The organism is Plantibacter sp. CFBP 8804 (assembly GCF_014841225.1).
GTDB lineage: Bacteria > Actinomycetota > Actinomycetes > Actinomycetales > Microbacteriaceae > Plantibacter > Plantibacter auratus.
In genome coordinates this window covers 148607-165603 of sequence record NZ_JACYTU010000005.1, presented here as the reverse complement: position 1 = coordinate 165603, position 16997 = coordinate 148607, and the positions used below count along the sequence as shown (strand labels likewise).

Here is a 16997-nt window from a genome sequence, read left to right as displayed (position 1 = left end):
TGCCACGCGTGCACAATGGGCTGGACCGCTCAGACGGTGACGGCCTGCTGGGCGTAGAGGGTCGCGTACACGCCGCCGGCGGCGAGCAGTTCCTGGTGGGTGCCGCGCTCCACGATGCGCCCGCGATCGAGCACGAAGATGACGTCGGCGTGCACGATGGTCGACAGCCGGTGCGCGATCGACACCGTGGTGCGTCCGCGGGTCGCGTCGTCGAGCGCCACTTGCACGACCCGTTCGGAGATCGTGTCGAGGGCGCTCGTCGCCTCGTCGAGGATGAGCACCTCCGGGTCCTTCAGCAGCACGCGCGCGATGGCGATGCGCTGCTTCTCGCCGCCGGACAAGCGGTAGCCGCGTTCTCCGACGAGCGTGTCGTAGCCGTCCTCGAAGCGAGCGATCGTCTCGTGGATGTTCGCCGCACGACAGGCGGTCTCGAGCTCGTCGAGGGTCGCGTCGGGTTTGGCGTAGCGGAGGTTCTCCGCGATCGTCGCGTGGAAGAGGTACGTCTCCTGGCTGACGATGCCGATGCGGGAGACGAGGGACTCCTGGGTGACGTCGCGGACGTCGGCACCCGCCACCATGACCCGGCCGCCCGACACCTCCTGGAAGCGCGGGATGAGGTAGGAGATGGTCGTCTTGCCGGCTCCCGACGGTCCGACGAATGCGGCGAACTGTCCGGGTTCGATCGAGAAGGAGACGCCGTCGAGGGTGGGGGTCGAGTCGTCCTGGGCGTCGGCGTAGCGGAAGGTGACGTCGTCGAAGCGGATCTGCGGTGCGACGCTCGGGAGCGGTGCGGCGCCGGGGCGGTCGGCGATCGCGGGCTTGAGGTCGAGGTACTCGAAGATCCGCGCGAAGAGGGCGCCGGAGGTCTGCAGGTCGAGGGCGACGCGCATGACGCCCATGAGCGGGAACAACAGGCGGGCCTGGATGGTGGTGAAGGCCACGATGGAGCCGGCGGTGACGTCCACCGCACCGCCGGTGATGAGCCAGCCGGCCACGAGGTACACGATCGCGGGGATGGACGACAGGAAGATGTTCACCATCGCGAAGAACCACTGACCGCTCATCGCCTGGCTGACCTGGAGGCGGATCTGGGTGCGGTTCTCGGCGCTGTAGCGCTCGACCTCGGTGTCCTGGCGGTTGAAGCTCTTCGCGAGGAGCACGCCGGAGACGCTCAGGGCCTCCTGGGTGATCGCGGTCATCTCCGACAGCGACTCCTGCGTCTTCGTCGCGATCCGTGCCCGGACCTGACCGACGCGGCGCTGCGCGATCACGAGGATCGGCATGAGGATGAGGGCGACGATCGTCAGCTGCCAGTTGAGGATGAGCATCGCGACGAGCGCGGAGATGACCGTCACGGTGTTGCCGAGCACGCTCGACACGGTGTTGGTGAGGACGTTCGCGACGCCGCCGACGTCGTTCTGGAGGCGCGACTGGATGATGCCCGTCTTCGTGCGGGTGAAGAAGCTCAGCTCCATCGCCTGCAGTTGCGAGAACAGCTTGATGCGCAGGGCACCCATGACGCTGTTGCCGACGGTCGCCGTGAGGTAGGTCTGCCAGACGCCGAGCAGGGCGGCGATGATGAACAGCGCCACCATCACGCCCACGATCTCCGCGAGGGCGACGAGGTTCGGACTGCCACCGTCGGTCGGGAACAGACCGACGTCGAACGCCTGCTTGACCAGCAGCGGAGGGAGCACCGCGAGGGCGGCACCGATGACGACGAGCACCATCGTGAGGATGATCTTGGCGCGGAAGGGCACGAACAGCGCGACGATGCGCTTGCCGAGGTTCGGGATCCTGGGCGCCTCGGCGTTGAGCGCCTTCTGCGCCGCCATGTCGCCACCGCTGACGCGGCTGCCTGCGCGGGGCCCGCCGCCCCCGGGTGCACCGCCGCGTGGCCCGCCCCGTCCGCCGTGCATGCTCATCCCGCCACCCTATCCCCGCCCACCGTCCCTCCCGCCCCTCTCCCCGTCCCCGTATGCTTCCCGCTCCGTGTCCTTTCTCAGGAGTCCGCCGGCGCGTCGCCTCGCCCGCTCTCCGACCCGCCGCAACTGTCCTGAGATAGGGCCACCGCCGCGAGTCCGCTCCCCAGATCCACGACGGGGCGGATCATCCCCAGATGAGCAGCGTGGCTCGGCGGTCCGGCGACACCGGGTGGACGATCGACCGATGACAGGAGGAACCTACGCCTACCGCCCGGCGTACGGTATCGCCACGGTCCATCAGCTTCGGGCTCGCGGCCATTCCAAGCGGTCGCTCCGACTCGCGGTCGAGATGGCCGAGCTGATCAGGGTGAAACGAGGCTGGTACGCGGACCCCGGTGCACCCCCGGAGATCGTCCAAGCCGTTCGGGTCGGCGGGAGACTCGCGTGCATCTCGGCGGCCGCTTGGTTCGGCTGGGCCACACCGGAAGACCAGCGCGTACACGTCGCTGTCCCGTCGAACGCGGGGCGCCTCCGCGATGCGGGCGACCGCCGGTGCCATCCGCCCGCGCAGGACCGGGACGACGCGGTCCTGCACTGGGACGACGATCAACCGGTGGTCCCTCGGGGCGATTCGATCGCGCCGCTCCTCGTGGTGAGCCGTGAGTCGGCCGTTCGTCAGATCGTCACCTGCCAGAACCCTGACGTCGCCGGCGCGATCTTGGACTCCGTCCTGCACCGAGAACCCCACCGCCGTCGCGATCTCCGGGCATGGCTCGACAAGCTGCCTTGTGCCCGCAGGCGCAGGCTTCCCCGTCTCGAGGCCGGATGCGAGAGTTTCCTCGAGAGCATCGGTCGCATCCGGCTCGAACGCGCTGGGATCGTCGGTCGACATCAGGTCGAGATCCCGGGCGTCGGACGCGTCGACGAGCTGATCGACGATTGGTTAGTGGTGGAGTGGGATGGACGTGCGTTCCACGACACCCCGGACGCCCATGAACAGGATCGCTGGCGCGACGCTCAGTTGGCGATCCTCGGCTATCGCTCTCTCCGCTTCACGTATCGCATGGTGATGGACGACTGGTACGCAGTCATCGGAGCGGTCCACGCAGCGCTCGCGCAGGGCCGTCCAAGGCGCCGCTGAGCGGATCCGATCACCCTCGCACCTGCCAGCCTGCACTCCGTCCCTTTCTCAGGACTCCCCCGGCGCGCCGGGCGTGCTCAGACACGACGCACCGCAACTCTCCTGAGAAAGGACCATCCCGGTCACTCGTCGGCCAGAATTCAGCTTCGTCCCGTTCTCAGGACTCCCCCGGCGCGCCGGGCGCACGCCGACACGACGCACCGCAACTCTCCTGAGAAAGGACCATCGGGACGAAGAGAACGAACGACCCGCAGACGCACGGACGCCCCGGGGGCGTGAGCTCCCGGGGCGTTCGCGCACCGACGACGCTGTCGATCGGAGGATCGAACCGCGTGTCAGGTCAGCCCTTCGTCGAACCGGCCAGGAGCCCGCGGACGAAGTACCGCTGCAGTGCGAAGAACACGACGAGCGGGACGAGGATCGAGATGAACGCGCCAGCCGTGAGCAGGTGCCACTCGTTGCCACGCGTACCGGTGATCTCCGCCAGCAGCTTCGTGATCGGTGCGACCTCGCCGTCCGCGAAGATGAGCGCGACCAGCAGGTCGTTCCACACCCACAGGAACTGGAAGATCGCGAACGACGCGATGGCGGGCATCGTCAGCGGCAGCACGATCCGGAAGAAGATCTGACCGTGACCCGCGCCGTCCACGCGTGCCGCCTCGATGACCTCACCGGGGATCTCCGCGACGAAGTTGTGCAGCAGGAAGATCGCCAGCGGCAGCGCGAACATGGTGTGGGCGATCCACACCTGGGCGAAGGTACCGCTCGCGTCCAGTCCCTCGCCGACCTGCAGACCGAAGATGTTCAGGCCACGGGAGAAGGTCGACAGCAGCGGGACGAGCGCCATCTGGATCGGCACCACCTGCAGCGCGAACACGAGGATGAACAGGAAGTTCTTGCCGCGGAAGTCGATCCACGCGAACGCGTACGCCGCGAGGCTCGCCACCACCAGCGGGATCAGGGTCGCCGGGACCGCGATGGCGATCGAGTTGACCCACGAACCCGCCAGGTTCAGTGTCGAGTTGCCGGCCTGCAGCACCTGTACGTAATTGTCGATGGTGACCTGGAAGTCGGAGAAGATCGTCCACCAACCGGTGGTCTTCACCTGCTGCTCAGGCCGGAACGAGGAGACGAAGAGACCGAAGGTCGGGATCGTCCACAGCACGGCGATGACGACGGCCGCGATGGTCGCGCCACGGCTCGTGAGCCGCTTCTTCGTCCGTCGGCTCGCAGCCTCGATGCCGCGCTCACCCTTCGCGAGCTGGTCCTTGGTGGACTCGTCGATCGGTAGTTCGATCGGCTGCACAGCACTCATCGGATCTCCCTCTGCTTCTTGATCTGCCGTGCGTTGTAGATGACGATCGGCAGCACGAGGATGAACAGGATCACGGCGAACGCCGCACTCCGGCCGTTCTCGAAGTTCTTGAACTGGGTGTACATCTCGTTCGCGATGACCGAGGTGCCGTTGTTGCCGGCGGTCATGGTGCGGACGATGTCGAAGACCTTCAGCGACGCGATGGAGATCGTCGTGACGACGACGACCAGCGAGGAGCGGATGCCGGGGACGATGACGTTGGTGAAGCGCTGCCAGCCGTTCGTGCCGTCGAGCTCGGCGGCCTCGATCTGCTCGGTGGGGACACCCTTGATCGCGGCGGACAGGACGACCATCGCGAACCCGGTCTGCACCCAGATGAGCACGACGATGAGGAACAGCGTGTTCCACGGCTCGTTCTGCAACCACTGCACCGGGGTGCCGCCGAACCACACGACGATCTGGTTGAGCAGACCGATCTGGGTCGCGCCGGCCTCACGGTAGGCGTAGATGAAGCGCCAGATGATGGATGCGCCGACGAAGGAGATCGCCATCGGCATGAAGACGAGGATCTTGAAGTACTTCTCACCGCGGGACTTGTCGATGAACACCGCATAGGCAAGGCCGAAGGCCGTCGACAGCGCCGGGACGAGGAGCACCCAGATGATCGTGTTGATCACGGTGCGGATCGCGCTCGGCTGCGTGAACAGCCAGATGAAGTTGTTCAGCCCGACGAAGTTCTTGCCGGACGCCGACATGAATGCGGCGATCGTCGTGTTGATCGACGGCAGGATCAGGCCGATCAGCAGCAGCAGGAACGCCGGTGCGAGGAAGCCGACGAGCTGGACGAGGTACCCGACGCCCTTCTTGGAGCGGTAGTCGAGGAGGAAGAGCACGCCACCCAGGACGGCTGCGACAGCCGCGGCCCACAGGAACGAGCCGAAGAAGAGGACGACGACGACGGGCACCAGGACGCAGAACGCCAGACGGATGACCGTGTAAAGGGTGCCCTTGCGTGGCGCGATGTCCACGAAGAAGAGGAGGAGGGCCACCACCGCGCCGAAGGCGATGACGACGATCGGGATCTGGGCGAGCGGTGGCAGTCCGCCCAACCAGTTGAGGAAACCTGACATAGCTGGCCTTTCGAGTACGGCGTTGGACCCTGAGTGAACCCTAGGGGGTTCCACTGCCGAGGCGGAAGCGCCGGAGGGTGATCACCCTCCGGCGCTTCCGCTCATGAGCAGCAGTTCCGGATATCGATTACTCGCTGGAGGGCCAGCCGGCTTCGATGTCCTTGAGGACCTGGTCGGTCTCGTCGCCGTTGATCCAGTTCACGAGGCCCTTCCAGAAGGTTCCGGCGCCGACGGCACCGGGCATCAGGTCGGAGGCGTCGAAGCGGAACGTGGTCTTCTCGTCCTGCAGGATCTCGATCGCCTGGCTGAGGATCGGGGTCGAGGCGTTCGCCGGGTCGAGGCCGTTGTTGGCGGAGATGACACCGCCGAGCTTGACCCGCTTGTTCGCCCACTCAGGGCTCGAGAGGTACTCCTGGACCTTGACGGTGCTCTCGTCGTCGCTGAACGCGCCGACGATCTCGCCACCACCGGTGACAGCGGTCTCGCCCTCCTTGATGCCGGGGGTCACGAAGGCCCATACGTCACCGTCGGGAGCCACGGTCGCGCCGGCGTCCTCGAGGAAGCCGGAGAAGAACGATGCCTGGTGGTGCAGTGCGCAGGCGCCGGAGGCGAGCGCCGGAGCGACGTCACCGAACTCGGTCGAGTTGATCGAGGACACGTCGCCGAAGCTCGCGTTCACGTACTCCGGGTTCTTGAGGATCTCGCCGACCGAGTCGAACGCTTCCTTGATCTTCGGGTCGGTGAACTTGACCTTGTTGGCCACCCAGTCGTCGTAGACGTCCGGACCCTGCTGGCGCAGGACGAGGTCTTCGATCCAGTCGGTGCCGGGCCAGCCCGAGGCGTCGCCGGAGCCGAAGCCGGCGCACCAGGGTGCGGAACCCGTCTTCTCCTGGATGGTCTTGGTCAGCGTGAGCAGCTCGTCCCAGGTCTTCGGGACCTCGACGCCCCACTCCTTGAACTTGGCCGGCTGGTACCAGACGAGGCCCTTGACGCTTGCCATGAGCGGCGCGCCGTAGACGGTGTCGTTGACGGTGCCGTAGGCGGCCCAGTCCGTCGACCAGTACTTCTCGATGTTCGCCTTGACGCTGTCGGGCGCGGGCTTCAGGTAGTCGCGCTTGGCGAGGTCGGCCAGGAGGCCGGGCTGCGGGAAGATCGCGAGGTCGGGCGGGTTACCACCCTGGGCGCGGATACCGATCTGCGACTCGAACTCCTTGGAGGACTCGTACTTGATCGTGATGCCGCTGTCCTTCTCGAAGTCGGCCCAGCTCTCCTCGAGCAGCTTCGCCTCGGTGTCGGCGATCGTCCCGTAGATGGTGACGGTCTTGTCGTCGTCGCCACCGCCGCTGCTGCCCGATCCGCCTGAACAAGCGGTGAGCGCGACGCCCGCGACGGCCAGGACGGCCAGCGGCAGGGCCGTCCGGCGGGTCCGAATGAAACTCATCTGTGTCCTCCTCATTGAGTGCTGCAGGTTCGAACGTCTCCAGGGTCGAGCCGTTCCGATGATGCACTGGTGCGGAATCGGTCCGGATGCGGAACCGTTTCCATGCGTCAAAGTACTTCACCCGGCGACAGGATGCAAGCACGAGAACATAACGAAATAGACAGTGAGAGCGCTCCCACCAAAATCACGCGGCTGGGCGGACCATTCGTGTTCCAGATGTTATGGATCAGTTCCAGTCGGCAGTTCCAGGTCTGTTCCAGATTCGCTATGGTGGTGCTACCCAACGGAGGGAGTCGGCATGAGTGGTGCCATCAGTGATGTCGCGGCCCTCGCCGGCGTCTCGAAAGCGACGGCCTCGCGAGCGCTCACCGGGCGCGGATACGTGTCGGCCGAGACCCGGGAACGGGTCGTGCAGGCCGCGGCCACGATCGGGTATGTCGCCTCGCCCATCGCCGCGAGCCTGTCCACCGGACGCACGCTGGCCATCGGCGTCCTCACCTCATTTCTCAACCGCTGGTACTTCGGCGAGGTCCTGGAAGGCGCCGAGGGAGCCCTCCGTGCGCGGGGATACGACCTGACACTCCACCATCTGCCGCCCGACTCCCCGGAACGCGATCGGATCTTCGACGCCTACCTCACGAACAAGCGCTTCGACGGCATGATCTCGATCGGGATCGAGGCCTCGCAGGACGAGATCGCGCGCCTGCTCGCCAACCCCCGTCCACTGGTGTCGATCGGCGGCAACATCCGCGGGGCCCACTCCATCAACATCGACGACCAGGCACTCGGGCGCGAGGCGACGGAACACCTCATGACACTCGGGCACACGCGCATCGCCCACATCACCGGTCACGACGCCGAGCTCCAGACGGACACCGTGCACGGCAGGCGCCTGGCCGGCTACCTGGCGGCGATGGAGGATGCCGGTCTCACCTCGGCCGTGCACGTCCTGCCCGCCGTCCACTCGCTGCCGGGCGGGTACGAGGCCGCGGCTCAGTTGCTGCGGGACGCGAGGATCCGCCCGACGGCGGTGTTCGCCTCGACGGACGAGGTGGCGATCGGCATCATCATCGCCGCACGACGCCTCGGGATCACCGTTCCCGCGGAGCTGTCGGTCATCGGGATCGACGGGCACTCCTACGCGGAGATGTTCGCGCTCACCACCTTCGAGCAGGAGCCCCGCGCGCAGGGGCGGCATGCCGTCGAGATCCTCCTCCAAGACCTGGAGGACGAGCAACGCACGCAGGCCCCGGACTCCGGGGAGCCGGGCAGCACCGTCTCCGAGGTGCGCTGGCCGACCCGTCTGGTGATCCGACAGACCACGACGCGCCGCGAGTCCGCCGAGTAGACACCCGGCTGCGCTCCCCAGCGCGATGCCCTGACACGAACGCGCCCCACTGACGTGAGCGCGGGCCCCGGAGGGGAGCGCTCGCGTCAGTGGGGCGCGGTGACCGGTCGGATCAGCTCGCGTCGGCTGCGGTGATCGCGATGGCCTCGTCGAGTTCGCTCTCCACCGGACCGTCGACGCGGGCGAGGTGCTTGCGTCCGAGGACGACGATGAGGACCGCGACGATGAGCGAGCCGGCGGCCACGTAGTACGGTGCGGCGGGCGAGAGGAGCTTCGCGATCTCCGCGGCGGCCGGCGGCGCGATGGCCCCACCGAGGAACCGTACGGACGAGTACGCCGAGGATGCGACGTTGCTCGGCAGGTCCGTCGCCTCCATGACCGACTCGGTCAGCACCGTGTTCATGACGCCGAGCAGGAGTCCGCCGACGACGATGCAGACGATGAGGCCGGTGGTGGACTGCACGAGGAGTCCGGCCGCGACGAGGTCCAGCGCCAGCAACGGCAGGACCAGCTTGATCACGGAGGTGCGACGCATCCGAGCCGTGAGCAGCGGTGCGACGAACACGCTCGTGATCGCCAGCGCGACACCCCACCCGAAGAACGTGAACCCGAGACCCATCGCATCGAGGCCAAGCGGGAACGGCGAGTACGCGAGGAGCGTGAAGAAGCCGATGTTGTAGAACAGGGCTGCTGCCGCGAGGATGCCGAGCGACGGGATCGCCAGCGCTTTGAACGGCGCGGACAGCTTGAGCGGCGCGGGCTTCGGCCCCTCGGTCTTCAGCAGGGTCACGATCGCGATGAACCCGACGGCCATGAGCGTCGCGGTGCCGAAGAACGGCCACTTCCAACCGATGCCGCCGAGGAGACCACCCAGGAGCGGACCGATCGCAATGCCGAGCCCGAGTGCTGCTTCGTACAGGATGATCGCGTTGGCGCGGCCGCCCGCTGCAGCACCGACGATGGTGGCGAGTGCCGTCGAGATGAAGAGCGCGTTGCCGAGGCCCCAGCCGGCCCGGAAGCCGATGACGGCTCCGACGGAGTCGGACAGGCCCGCGAGGAGGGCGAACAGGACGACGAGTGCGAGTCCGATGAGGAGCGTGCGTTTGGCACCGATCCGGCTCGACAGCCAGCTCGTGAAGAGCATGGCCACGCCGGTGACGAGCAGGTAGCTCGTGAAGAGCATCTCGGCCTGGGTCGGCGTCGCCTGGAGGTCTTCGGCGATCGCGGGGAGGATCGGGTCGACGAGGCCGATGCCCATGAAGGCGATGACGCTCGCGAAGGCGACCGCCCAGACGGCCTTCGGCTGGTGCAGGATGCCGCCGAGGCCTGCACTGTGGCCGGCGCCGTGGCCGTGGCTCGACGCCGTGGGAGTGGGCACGGAGGACGTTCGTGCGCTGGTGTCGGCGCTCATGCCGTCAGCTCCGAGGCGACCTCGACGGCCACGCGGGCCTGGATGATCTCGACCGTCCTGGCGATCGCAGCGAGGTCGTCGTCCTCGAGGTCGGTGAAGGCCGGCTCCAGGGCGTCGGTGAGCTCGTCCCGCCAGGCGAGGAGGGCGGCCGTCCCCTTGGGGGCGATGGCGATGAGCCACGCGCGGTGGTCGTCGACGTCGGCGATCCGCTTGATCCAGTCGCGCTCGTCGAGGCTCTGCACGAGCTTCGTCATCGTGGGTTGGGACACCCGACTCTGGCGGGCCAGTTCGCCGACCCGGACGGGGCCGACCGTGGTGAGCACGGAGAGCGTGCGCCAGACGGCGGGCGATTCGGAGGATCCGGTGGCCTGGGCGGCAAGGCGGGTGAGCCGGTGCGATGCCGTGATGAGGTCGCCGAGGATGGTGTGCAGGGGTGAATGCGTGCGGTTCTCGGTCATGATCCATCCAGTATACATAGCCAGGCTATGCATTTGCACACGCAGTCCGGTGATCACCATTCAGGAGGCTCCCGGCGTGTCGGCACCGGGAGCCTCCCGCAGGGCGGGACTCGCCCAGGCGGACCTGAATTGTGAACCGGTCAGCGCATCCAGGTGGTGAAGGACTGGCTGACCCGCGGATCGGGCGGGTGGGCGTCGCTCGCCCGTTCCGACTCGGTGAAGGCGGATGCGAGCTGGGCTCGGATCCAGGTGATGGTTGCACGCCAGCGTGCGTGGGTGTTCATGGTGGTGGGTTCTCCCGATTCGGGCACCGCACCGACGGCCCGCGCTCACACGGAGCGGGACGACGACGCGGATACCTGCGTGAACCGTCGACGAACGTCGTCGACGGGTGCAGAGCATCCGCGTCCGTGTGGAGTGACGCGACGAATCGCAGGCCCCCCGGTTAACTGACGGAGGGCACCGCTCCCGAACGAATCGGGGGCGATGCCCTCCGATCACGGATGTCTCTGCCGAGTGCGTGCAGCACTCGTCTCAAGAAGATCCGCGATCGTCAGCGGCGACCGACCGGAGTCGGTCGCCAGCCCAGTGGTTGTCCCCCGCAGGGGACCGACTACTTGAGCGTGACGGTGGCGCCGGCAGCCTCGAGGGCTTCCTTCGCCTTGTCAGCGGCTTCCTTGTTGGCGCCTTCGAGGACGGCAGCCGGAGCGCCGTCGACGAGAGCCTTGGCCTCGCCGAGGCCGAGCGAGGTGAGCTCGCGGACCGTCTTGATGACCTGGATCTTCTTGTCGCCAGCAGCCTCGAGGATGACGTCGAAGTCGGTCTTCTCTTCGACCTCTTCGACAGCAGCGCCAGCAGCAGCCGGGCCGGCGACGGCGACGGGAGCAGCAGCGGTGACCTCGAAGGTCTCCTCGAACAGCTTGACGAACTCGCTGAGCTCGATGAGCGTGAGCTCCTTGAACGCGTTGATCAGTTCTTCGTTTGACAGCTTTGCCATGATTGTTCTCCTTGTTTCATGCCCTGCAACCGCATCACGCGGCGGACAGGTACGGGGTTGATTGTTCGCGGAACCGAATTACTCGGCCGCGGACTCCTGCTTCTCGCGCAGCGCCTCGACCGTGCGAACGGCCTTCGAGAGCGGTGCGTTGAAGAGGTAGGCAGCTCCGAACAGCGAGGCCTTGACGGCGCCGGCAAGCTTTGCCAGCAGCACTTCACGGGACTCGAGGTCGGCGAGCTTGCCGACTTCTTCAGCGGTCAGCGGGTTACCGTCGAAGTAACCGCCCTTGACCACGAGGAGAGGGTTTGCCTTGGCGAAGTCACGAAGAGCCTTCGCGACGGTGACCGGGTCACCGTGCACGAATGCGATCGCGGACGGACCGGCGAGCTCGTCGTCGAACGACGAGATGCCGGCGTTGTTCGCCGCGATCTTGGTCAGCGTGTTCTTCACCACGGCGTAGGTTGCGTCCGCACTGATGCTCTTGCGCAGGTTCTTGAGCTGAGCAACAGTGAGGCCGCGGTACTCGGTCAGCAGAACGGCGGTCGAGCTCTGGAACTTCTCCGTGAGTTCGGCAACCGAGGCTTCCTTGTTCGCCATGGCCACTCCTTTTCGAATCTTGAATGCATGCAGCGGAGGCCGCACACACCAACCGCCGGGACGGCGAAGGGTTCGGGCATGAAAAAAGCTCCGGCGCAAGCGCACGGAGCTGGGGAGAGGCGAGCCTCGATCAGATCTTCATACACCTGCGCTGGACGTCTCGTCATGAGAACCTTCGACTGTCTCGTTTGCACGCGACAGTGACCGGCGGTCTTTGGTTTCGACAACCATAACACACCCCCGGCCCCGTTCCGACAGGCGTGCACCGGGCGCTCACGACCGCCCGTCCGGATGTCCGAGGCGACCGGCACCATGGAGCCATGATCCAGACGCTCGCCATCTCCGGCTACCGTTCCATCCGAGACACCGTGCTGCCGCTGCACGGCCTCGACGTCGTGACCGGCGCGAACGGCACCGGCAAGTCCAACCTCTACCGGGCACTCCGACTCCTCGCGAGTGCGGGCGACGGCGATGTCGTCGGATCCCTCGCGCGCGACGGCGGGCTCTCCTCGACGCTCTGGGCCGGCCCCGAGCACGTGAGTCGAGCCATGGTCGACGGTTCCGTCCCGGTCCAGGGCACGCGCCGCACGGGTCCGATCAGCCTGCGACTCGGGTTCGCGACGGACACGCTGGGGTATCTCATCGACCTCGGGATCCCGCAGCCGTCCACGACGCTGTTCGGCCGCGACCCCGAGATCAAGCGGGAGCAGATCTTCGCCGGTGCACTGGCCAAACCGAGCAGCCTGCTCGTCGACCGGCACGGTCCGGCGGTCCGGGTCCGCGACGGGTCGTGGCGTCCGATCGGTCGAACGCTCGGCACCGCGGAGAGCATCCTCACCGAGTTCTCGGACGCCGACGCGACGCCCGAGGTCCTCCGCGTGCGCGGCCAGGTGCGCGGCTGGCGGTTCTACGACCAGTTCCGGACCGACCGCGACGCCCCCGCACGTGCGCCACAGGTCGGCACGAGGACGCCGGTCCTCGGCCACGACGGCGCGGACCTCGCCGCCGCGGTGCAGACGATCATCGAGTCCGGCGGTCGGGACCGGCTCGACACCGCCGTCGACGACGCGTTCCCCGGCAGCGTGCTGCGCGTGCGCGCCGACGACGGGGTGTTCCGACTGGAGCTCGAACAGCCCGGGATGCTCCGTCCGCTCTCGGCCGGCGAGCTGTCCGACGGCACGCTCCGCTACCTGCTGCTCGTCGCGGCGCTCCTCACTCCGCGCCCGCCCGAGCTCATGGTGCTGAACGAACCCGAGACGAGTTTGCACGGCGACCTCCTCCCCCAGCTGGCTCGGCTCATCACCGCGGCGAGCGCCGACACACAGCTCGTGGTCGTCTCCCACGCCCGCCCACTCATCGAGGCCATGCTCGAGGCCGGCGAGGTGCATGAGCACCGGCTGGTGAAGCGACTCGGCGAGACGACCGTCGAGGATCAGGGCCTGCTGTCGACGCCGCCGTGGGCCTGGCCGTCGCGGTGAGCGTCCGGCCCAGGTGACCGCCGGCTAGGCGCGGTCGGCCTGCTTGCCCAGGTAGCGGTCCGAACCGTAGCTGAGGATGAAGAACCCGATCAGCTGGAACAGGACGAGTCCGAAGATCCGGAACACCGTGCTCTTGTCGAACTGCTTGCCGATATGCCATCCGACGATCCACCCGAACACGATGTTCACGAGCGGGATGAAGTAGAGGATGGTCGCCGCACCCGTGAAGCCGGCGAGCTTCACGACGACGTACCAGTTGTAGATCGGGATGATCGCGGTCCAGCCGGAGCGGCCAGACTTCTCGAACATCCCCCAGACGGAGGCGACGAACAGCGCGTAGCCGATGATGCCGCCGAAGACGTTGGCGGGGGCGTTCATGAACTCGATGGCGGCACGACCGTTGTCGTCAGCGGCGAGCAGGATGGTGTCGATCACGGTGGTGGCGCTCCTTGTCGTCATCGCGGTCGACCGACCGCCTCATCCGACGAATGTAGCGCGCGGGTCGCACCCCGGACCAGCGGGTGTCCCGCAGACGCTCAGACGGCCCGGGCGGTGCGGGCGGCGTGCACGAACGAACGGATGAGCTCCGGCGACTTCACCCCGCGCGAGGACTCGACCCCGCTGGACACGTCGACCCCCCAGGGCCGGAGTTCCGCGATGAGGCCCTGGACGTTCTCCGGCGTGAGACCGCCGGCGAGGATCCACGTGCGGGTGGGTGGGTTCGCCACCAGAGCGATCGTGTCGAAGGTCTTCCCGGCTCCCGGGTCAGGTGCATCGAGGAGCAACAGCTCCTCGGCGTAGGCGGCGCGCTCGGCGGCGTTCTCGGAGGCGTAGTGCACCGCCGAGGTCGCCCGGAGCGTCCGCCATCCCATCGCCTGCAGCTCCTGGAACGCCTCGGGTGGTTCGTCACCGTGGAGCTGGACAGCCTGCACCCCGGCAGCACCGGCGATCCGCGAGACCTCCTCGACCGACTGGCGCCGGAAGACGCCGACCGTCAGCACCGACTCGGGGACGTCGGCGAGCAGCGAGGCGACGCGTTCGGGCTCGATGGTCCGGGGCGACCCCGGCGCGAAGACGAATCCGATCGCGTCGACTCCGGCGTCCACCGCCGCAGCGACGTCGGACGCCTCGGACAGACCGCACACCTTGACCCACATGGGGACCACGCTACCCGGCCGCACGGATCACTCCGCCGTCGGGACGAGGACGTCCGGGGTGGCGACGGCCGGTAGCTCCACGCGGAACACCGTCCGTCCTGGTGTGCTCTCGCACCTGACCGTGCCGTGGTGCGCGGCCACGACGGCGTGCACGATCGCGAGCCCGAGGCCGGTGCTCCCGGTGGCCCGGGAGCGGGAGTCGTCACCGCGGACGAAGCGCTCGAAGAGGTTGGGCTGCAGCGCAGGGTCGATGCCGGGGCCGTCGTCCGACACGGTCAGCACGGCGATCTCGCCCGCAGGACCGCTCTCGACCGCCAGCCCCGTCCGCACGGTCGTCCCGGCGGGCGTGTGGGTCCGCGCGTTGGCGAGTAGGTTGACGATCACCTGTTGCAGTCGGGACGCATCACCCGTGACGAGGACGGGCTCCTCGGGGAAGTCCAGTTCGAACACGTGGTCCGGCCCGGCGACATGGGCGTCGCCGACGGTGTGGATGACGAGTTCGGTGAGGTCGACGGGGCGCTTGGCGAGTTCGCGTCCCTCGTCCAACCGCGCCAGCAGCAGCAGGTCCTCGACGATCGTGGTCATGCGACCGGCCTCGGAGCGGATCCGGCCGAGGGAGTGGGTGACGTCCTCCGGCAGCGCGTCCGACTTCCGGGCGGCGAGTTCCGAGTATCCGGCGATGGACGCCAGCGGGGTCCGGAGCTCGTGGCTCGCGTCCGAGACGAACCGGCGCACCTTGTTCTCGCTCGCCTGCCGGGCGTTCAGCGCGGACGAGACGTGCCCGAGCATGCGGTTGATCGCCGATCCGACGCGTCCGACCTCGGTGCGCGGGTCGGTGTCCGACTCCGGTACCCGGACGGCGAGCGCCACCTCACCGCGGTCGAGGGGCAGTTCGGCGACGACCGCGGCCGTCGCGACGACCCGGTCGAGCGGGCGGAGCGAGTACCGCACGATCGCGAACGCGGCCAGCCCGGCGAGCAGCAGGACCACGACGCTCATGATCGCGATGAGGGTGACGAGCTGCATGACCGTCGACGCGACCTCGGCGAGCGGCAGCCCGATGATCCTCGTCGCGCCGCTCGCGTCGGTGACCGCGACGACGCGGTAGTCGCCGAGATGCTCCCCGAGGTTGATGGTCGACGGTCGGTCACCGGCCGACACCGTGAGGATCATGGCGTCCTGACTCTCGGTGCACGGGACCGTGCTGCCGTCGGCGTTGAGGTATCCGGCGCTGACGATGGTGCCGTCGACGACGATCGCCCCGAGTGCGCCGGGCCCGAGGCCCGGAGCGCCGATGAAGGCGGGCGGCTCGCGCGTGCCCGAACCACCGCCGTAGCCGTCGGGGATGCCGGAGTCAGGCAGGGATTCCGGTGCGGGGAGCTGGCCGTTGCGACCGTAGTCGACGATCCGCTCGGCGGCCTTCGTGAGCTGGTTGTCGACGCCCTCGGTGAGGAGGCCGCTCACCGCTACCGCGCTCGCGACACCGACGACGGCGCTGCCGAGGGCGAGGAGCCCGACGACGACGACCATGAGGCGTCGACGGAGCGTCCACGGAGCGCGCTTGGGGTGGGTGGAGTCGGTGGTCGTCGCTGCCGGGTCGGTGACGGGGGCGCTCGTGGTCACGAACCGACCGTCGGGATCTTCAACATGTAGCCGGCGCCGCGCACGGTGTGGATCATGGGCTCGCGCCCGGCGTCGATCTTCTTCCGCAGGTAGGAGATGTAGATCTCGACGACGCTCGCACGACCACCGAAGTCGTAGCTCCACACCCGGTCGAGGATCTGGGCCTTGCTCAGCACCCGGCGCGGGTTCCGCATGAGGAACCGCAGCAACTCGAACTCGGTCGCGGTGAGTTCGATGGGCTCGCCGTCGCGCGTCACCTCGTGGCTGTCCTCGTTCAGCACGAGGTCGCCGACCACGATGTCCGGGCCGGACTCGTCGGCGGCCAGCAGGGTCGAGCGGCGGATGAGCCCGCGCAGCCGGGCGACGACCTCCTCGAGGCTGAAGGGCTTGGTCACGTAGTCGTCGCCGCCGGCGGTGAGGCCCGCGATGCGGTCGTCGAGCGAGTCCTTGGCGGTGAGGAACAGGACGGGGACGTCGCTCCCCGAGGTCCGCAGGCGGTTCAGCACCTGCAGGCCGTCCAGGTCGGGCAGCATGATGTCGAGCACGATGGCGTCCGGGCGGAAGTCGCGGGCGGTCGTGAGGGCCTCGCGGCCGTCGGCGGCGGTCCGGATCTCCCAGCCCTCGTAGCGCAGGGCCATCTGCAGGAGGTCCGTGAGCGTCGCCTCGTCGTCGACGACGAGCACACGGACGGCGGTGCCGTCGGCCCGTTTGAGTGCGCTTCGCGCGGCACCGGGCGCCTGGGTCGGGATGTTCACGCGTTCAGTATTCGCCTCCGCCCTATGAGCTGTCTATGAACCGACCAGACGGATGCTGTGCCCTCCCCGAGCCGGCGAGGCGCCCACATCGACCTGGGCCGATTCATAGCGTCGCCGAGGCGCAGGCCAAGCGGGCCTCCGTAGCGTCCGGTCCAAGTCATCCGCGACGTGCGGATCGTCGGCGTCGCGCAACGGGGACGCCGGAACGTGCACCAGAGCAG

The 16997-nt window shown here is 67.9% G+C and carries 16 protein-coding genes; 3 read left to right on the top strand and 13 right to left on the bottom strand.

What is annotated here, in order from left to right:
• Positions 1-29: 29 nt before the first annotated feature.
• Entirely contained in the window at positions 30-1919 is a 1890-nt protein-coding gene (locus IFU11_RS12040) for an ABC transporter ATP-binding protein (RefSeq protein WP_192019089.1), read from the bottom strand.
• A gap of 250 nt (positions 1920-2169) precedes the next feature.
• Here IFU11_RS12040 and IFU11_RS12035 point away from each other — a divergent pair, with 250 nt between their 5' ends.
• Positions 2170-3066 (top strand): DUF559 domain-containing protein, encoded by an 897-nt coding sequence (locus IFU11_RS12035; protein ID WP_192019068.1) that lies wholly within the window; start codon positions 2170-2172, stop codon positions 3064-3066.
• A 340-nt stretch (positions 3067-3406) separates the two neighbouring features.
• Here IFU11_RS12035 and IFU11_RS12030 read toward each other — a convergent pair whose 3' ends face one another.
• The 3 genes from IFU11_RS12030 to IFU11_RS12020 form a co-directional block, all read right to left on the bottom strand.
• Positions 3407-4381: a carbohydrate ABC transporter permease gene (locus tag IFU11_RS12030; protein ID WP_079706730.1), complete on the bottom strand. Its 975-nt coding sequence runs from the start codon at positions 4379-4381 to the stop codon at positions 3407-3409.
• Entirely contained in the window at positions 4378-5511 is a 1134-nt protein-coding gene (locus IFU11_RS12025; RefSeq protein ID WP_137243882.1) for a carbohydrate ABC transporter permease, read from the bottom strand. The genes IFU11_RS12030 and IFU11_RS12025 overlap by 4 nt, the downstream gene beginning before the upstream one ends.
• A 127-nt stretch (positions 5512-5638) precedes the next feature.
• The gene (locus tag IFU11_RS12020) at positions 5639-6952 is read right to left on the bottom strand and encodes an ABC transporter substrate-binding protein (protein ID WP_137243883.1); all 1314 of its coding nucleotides are present in this window, start codon (positions 6950-6952) and stop codon (positions 5639-5641) included.
• Positions 6953-7250: 298 nt separating this feature from the next.
• On the opposite strand from IFU11_RS12020, the gene IFU11_RS12015 reads away from it, so the two are divergent.
• Positions 7251-8300: a LacI family DNA-binding transcriptional regulator gene (locus IFU11_RS12015; protein ID WP_137243884.1), complete on the top strand. Its 1050-nt coding sequence runs from the start codon at positions 7251-7253 to the stop codon at positions 8298-8300.
• Between the two features lie 112 nt (positions 8301-8412).
• Here the strand turns inward: IFU11_RS12015 and IFU11_RS12010 are convergent, their stop codons facing one another.
• From IFU11_RS12010 to rplJ, 5 genes are all read right to left on the bottom strand, one after another.
• Positions 8413-9711 (bottom strand): MFS transporter, encoded by a 1299-nt coding sequence (locus IFU11_RS12010; protein WP_191941752.1) that lies wholly within the window; start codon positions 9709-9711, stop codon positions 8413-8415.
• Entirely contained in the window at positions 9708-10169 is a 462-nt protein-coding gene (locus tag IFU11_RS12005; protein WP_064294532.1) for a MarR family winged helix-turn-helix transcriptional regulator, read from the bottom strand. Before IFU11_RS12005 ends, IFU11_RS12010 begins: the two co-directional genes overlap by 4 nt.
• Before the next feature lie 140 nt (positions 10170-10309).
• A complete protein-coding gene (locus IFU11_RS12000; RefSeq protein WP_153303516.1) occupies positions 10310-10453 on the bottom strand; it encodes a hypothetical protein in 144 nt (47 codons plus the stop codon).
• Positions 10454-10782: 329 nt separating this feature from the next.
• Positions 10783-11166, bottom strand: coding sequence for a 50S ribosomal protein L7/L12 (gene rplL, locus IFU11_RS11995; RefSeq protein WP_056014124.1), 384 nt, complete (start codon positions 11164-11166; stop codon positions 10783-10785).
• A 78-nt stretch (positions 11167-11244) separates the two neighbouring features.
• Positions 11245-11763, bottom strand: coding sequence for a 50S ribosomal protein L10 (gene rplJ, locus IFU11_RS11990; protein WP_079706724.1), 519 nt, complete (start codon positions 11761-11763; stop codon positions 11245-11247).
• A 320-nt stretch (positions 11764-12083) separates the two neighbouring features.
• Between rplJ and IFU11_RS11985 the strand changes: the two genes are divergently transcribed.
• A complete protein-coding gene (locus tag IFU11_RS11985; RefSeq protein WP_191941753.1) occupies positions 12084-13241 on the top strand; it encodes an AAA family ATPase in 1158 nt (385 codons plus the stop codon).
• Between the two features lie 24 nt (positions 13242-13265).
• Here IFU11_RS11985 and IFU11_RS11980 read toward each other — a convergent pair whose 3' ends face one another.
• The 4 genes from IFU11_RS11980 to IFU11_RS11965 form a co-directional block, all read right to left on the bottom strand.
• Complete coding sequence (locus IFU11_RS11980) at positions 13266-13676, bottom strand: DUF5684 domain-containing protein (RefSeq protein ID WP_079706722.1); 411 nt, start codon at positions 13674-13676, stop codon at positions 13266-13268.
• A 101-nt stretch (positions 13677-13777) separates the two neighbouring features.
• Complete coding sequence (locus IFU11_RS11975) at positions 13778-14398, bottom strand: phosphoribosylanthranilate isomerase (RefSeq protein ID WP_124767341.1); 621 nt, start codon at positions 14396-14398, stop codon at positions 13778-13780.
• Positions 14399-14425: 27 nt separating this feature from the next.
• Positions 14426-16021: a sensor histidine kinase gene (locus IFU11_RS11970; RefSeq protein WP_274500401.1), complete on the bottom strand. Its 1596-nt coding sequence runs from the start codon at positions 16019-16021 to the stop codon at positions 14426-14428.
• On the bottom strand, positions 16018-16776 hold the full coding sequence (locus tag IFU11_RS11965; RefSeq protein WP_124767343.1) for a response regulator transcription factor: 759 nt from the start codon (positions 16774-16776) through the stop codon (positions 16018-16020). Before IFU11_RS11965 ends, IFU11_RS11970 begins: the two co-directional genes overlap by 4 nt.
• Positions 16777-16997 lie beyond the last annotated feature (221 nt).

What these genes read in the sequence shown, in the direction of transcription:
- IFU11_RS12000 (WP_153303516.1), bottom strand. Translation starts at nt 10,453, where the DNA reads ATGAACACCCACGCACGCTGGCGTGCAACCATCACCTGGATCCGAGCC.
- IFU11_RS11985 (WP_191941753.1), top strand. Translation starts at nt 12,084, where the DNA reads ATGATCCAGACGCTCGCCATCTCCGGCTACCGTTCCATCCGAGACACC.
- IFU11_RS12010 (WP_191941752.1), bottom strand. Translation starts at nt 9,711, where the DNA reads ATGAGCGCCGACACCAGCGCACGAACGTCCTCCGTGCCCACTCCCACG.
- IFU11_RS12040 (WP_192019089.1), bottom strand. Translation starts at nt 1,919, where the DNA reads ATGCACGGCGGACGGGGCGGGCCACGCGGCGGTGCACCCGGGGGCGGC.
- IFU11_RS12015 (WP_137243884.1), top strand. Translation starts at nt 7,251, where the DNA reads ATGAGTGGTGCCATCAGTGATGTCGCGGCCCTCGCCGGCGTCTCGAAA.
- IFU11_RS12035 (WP_192019068.1), top strand. Translation starts at nt 2,170, where the DNA reads ATGACAGGAGGAACCTACGCCTACCGCCCGGCGTACGGTATCGCCACG.
- IFU11_RS11975 (WP_124767341.1), bottom strand. Translation starts at nt 14,398, where the DNA reads ATGTGGGTCAAGGTGTGCGGTCTGTCCGAGGCGTCCGACGTCGCTGCG.
- IFU11_RS12020 (WP_137243883.1), bottom strand. Translation starts at nt 6,952, where the DNA reads ATGAGTTTCATTCGGACCCGCCGGACGGCCCTGCCGCTGGCCGTCCTG.
- rplL (WP_056014124.1), bottom strand. Translation starts at nt 11,166, where the DNA reads ATGGCAAAGCTGTCAAACGAAGAACTGATCAACGCGTTCAAGGAGCTC.
- IFU11_RS12005 (WP_064294532.1), bottom strand. Translation starts at nt 10,169, where the DNA reads ATGACCGAGAACCGCACGCATTCACCCCTGCACACCATCCTCGGCGAC.
- rplJ (WP_079706724.1), bottom strand. Translation starts at nt 11,763, where the DNA reads ATGGCGAACAAGGAAGCCTCGGTTGCCGAACTCACGGAGAAGTTCCAG.
- IFU11_RS12030 (WP_079706730.1), bottom strand. Translation starts at nt 4,381, where the DNA reads ATGAGTGCTGTGCAGCCGATCGAACTACCGATCGACGAGTCCACCAAG.
- IFU11_RS12025 (WP_137243882.1), bottom strand. Translation starts at nt 5,511, where the DNA reads ATGTCAGGTTTCCTCAACTGGTTGGGCGGACTGCCACCGCTCGCCCAG.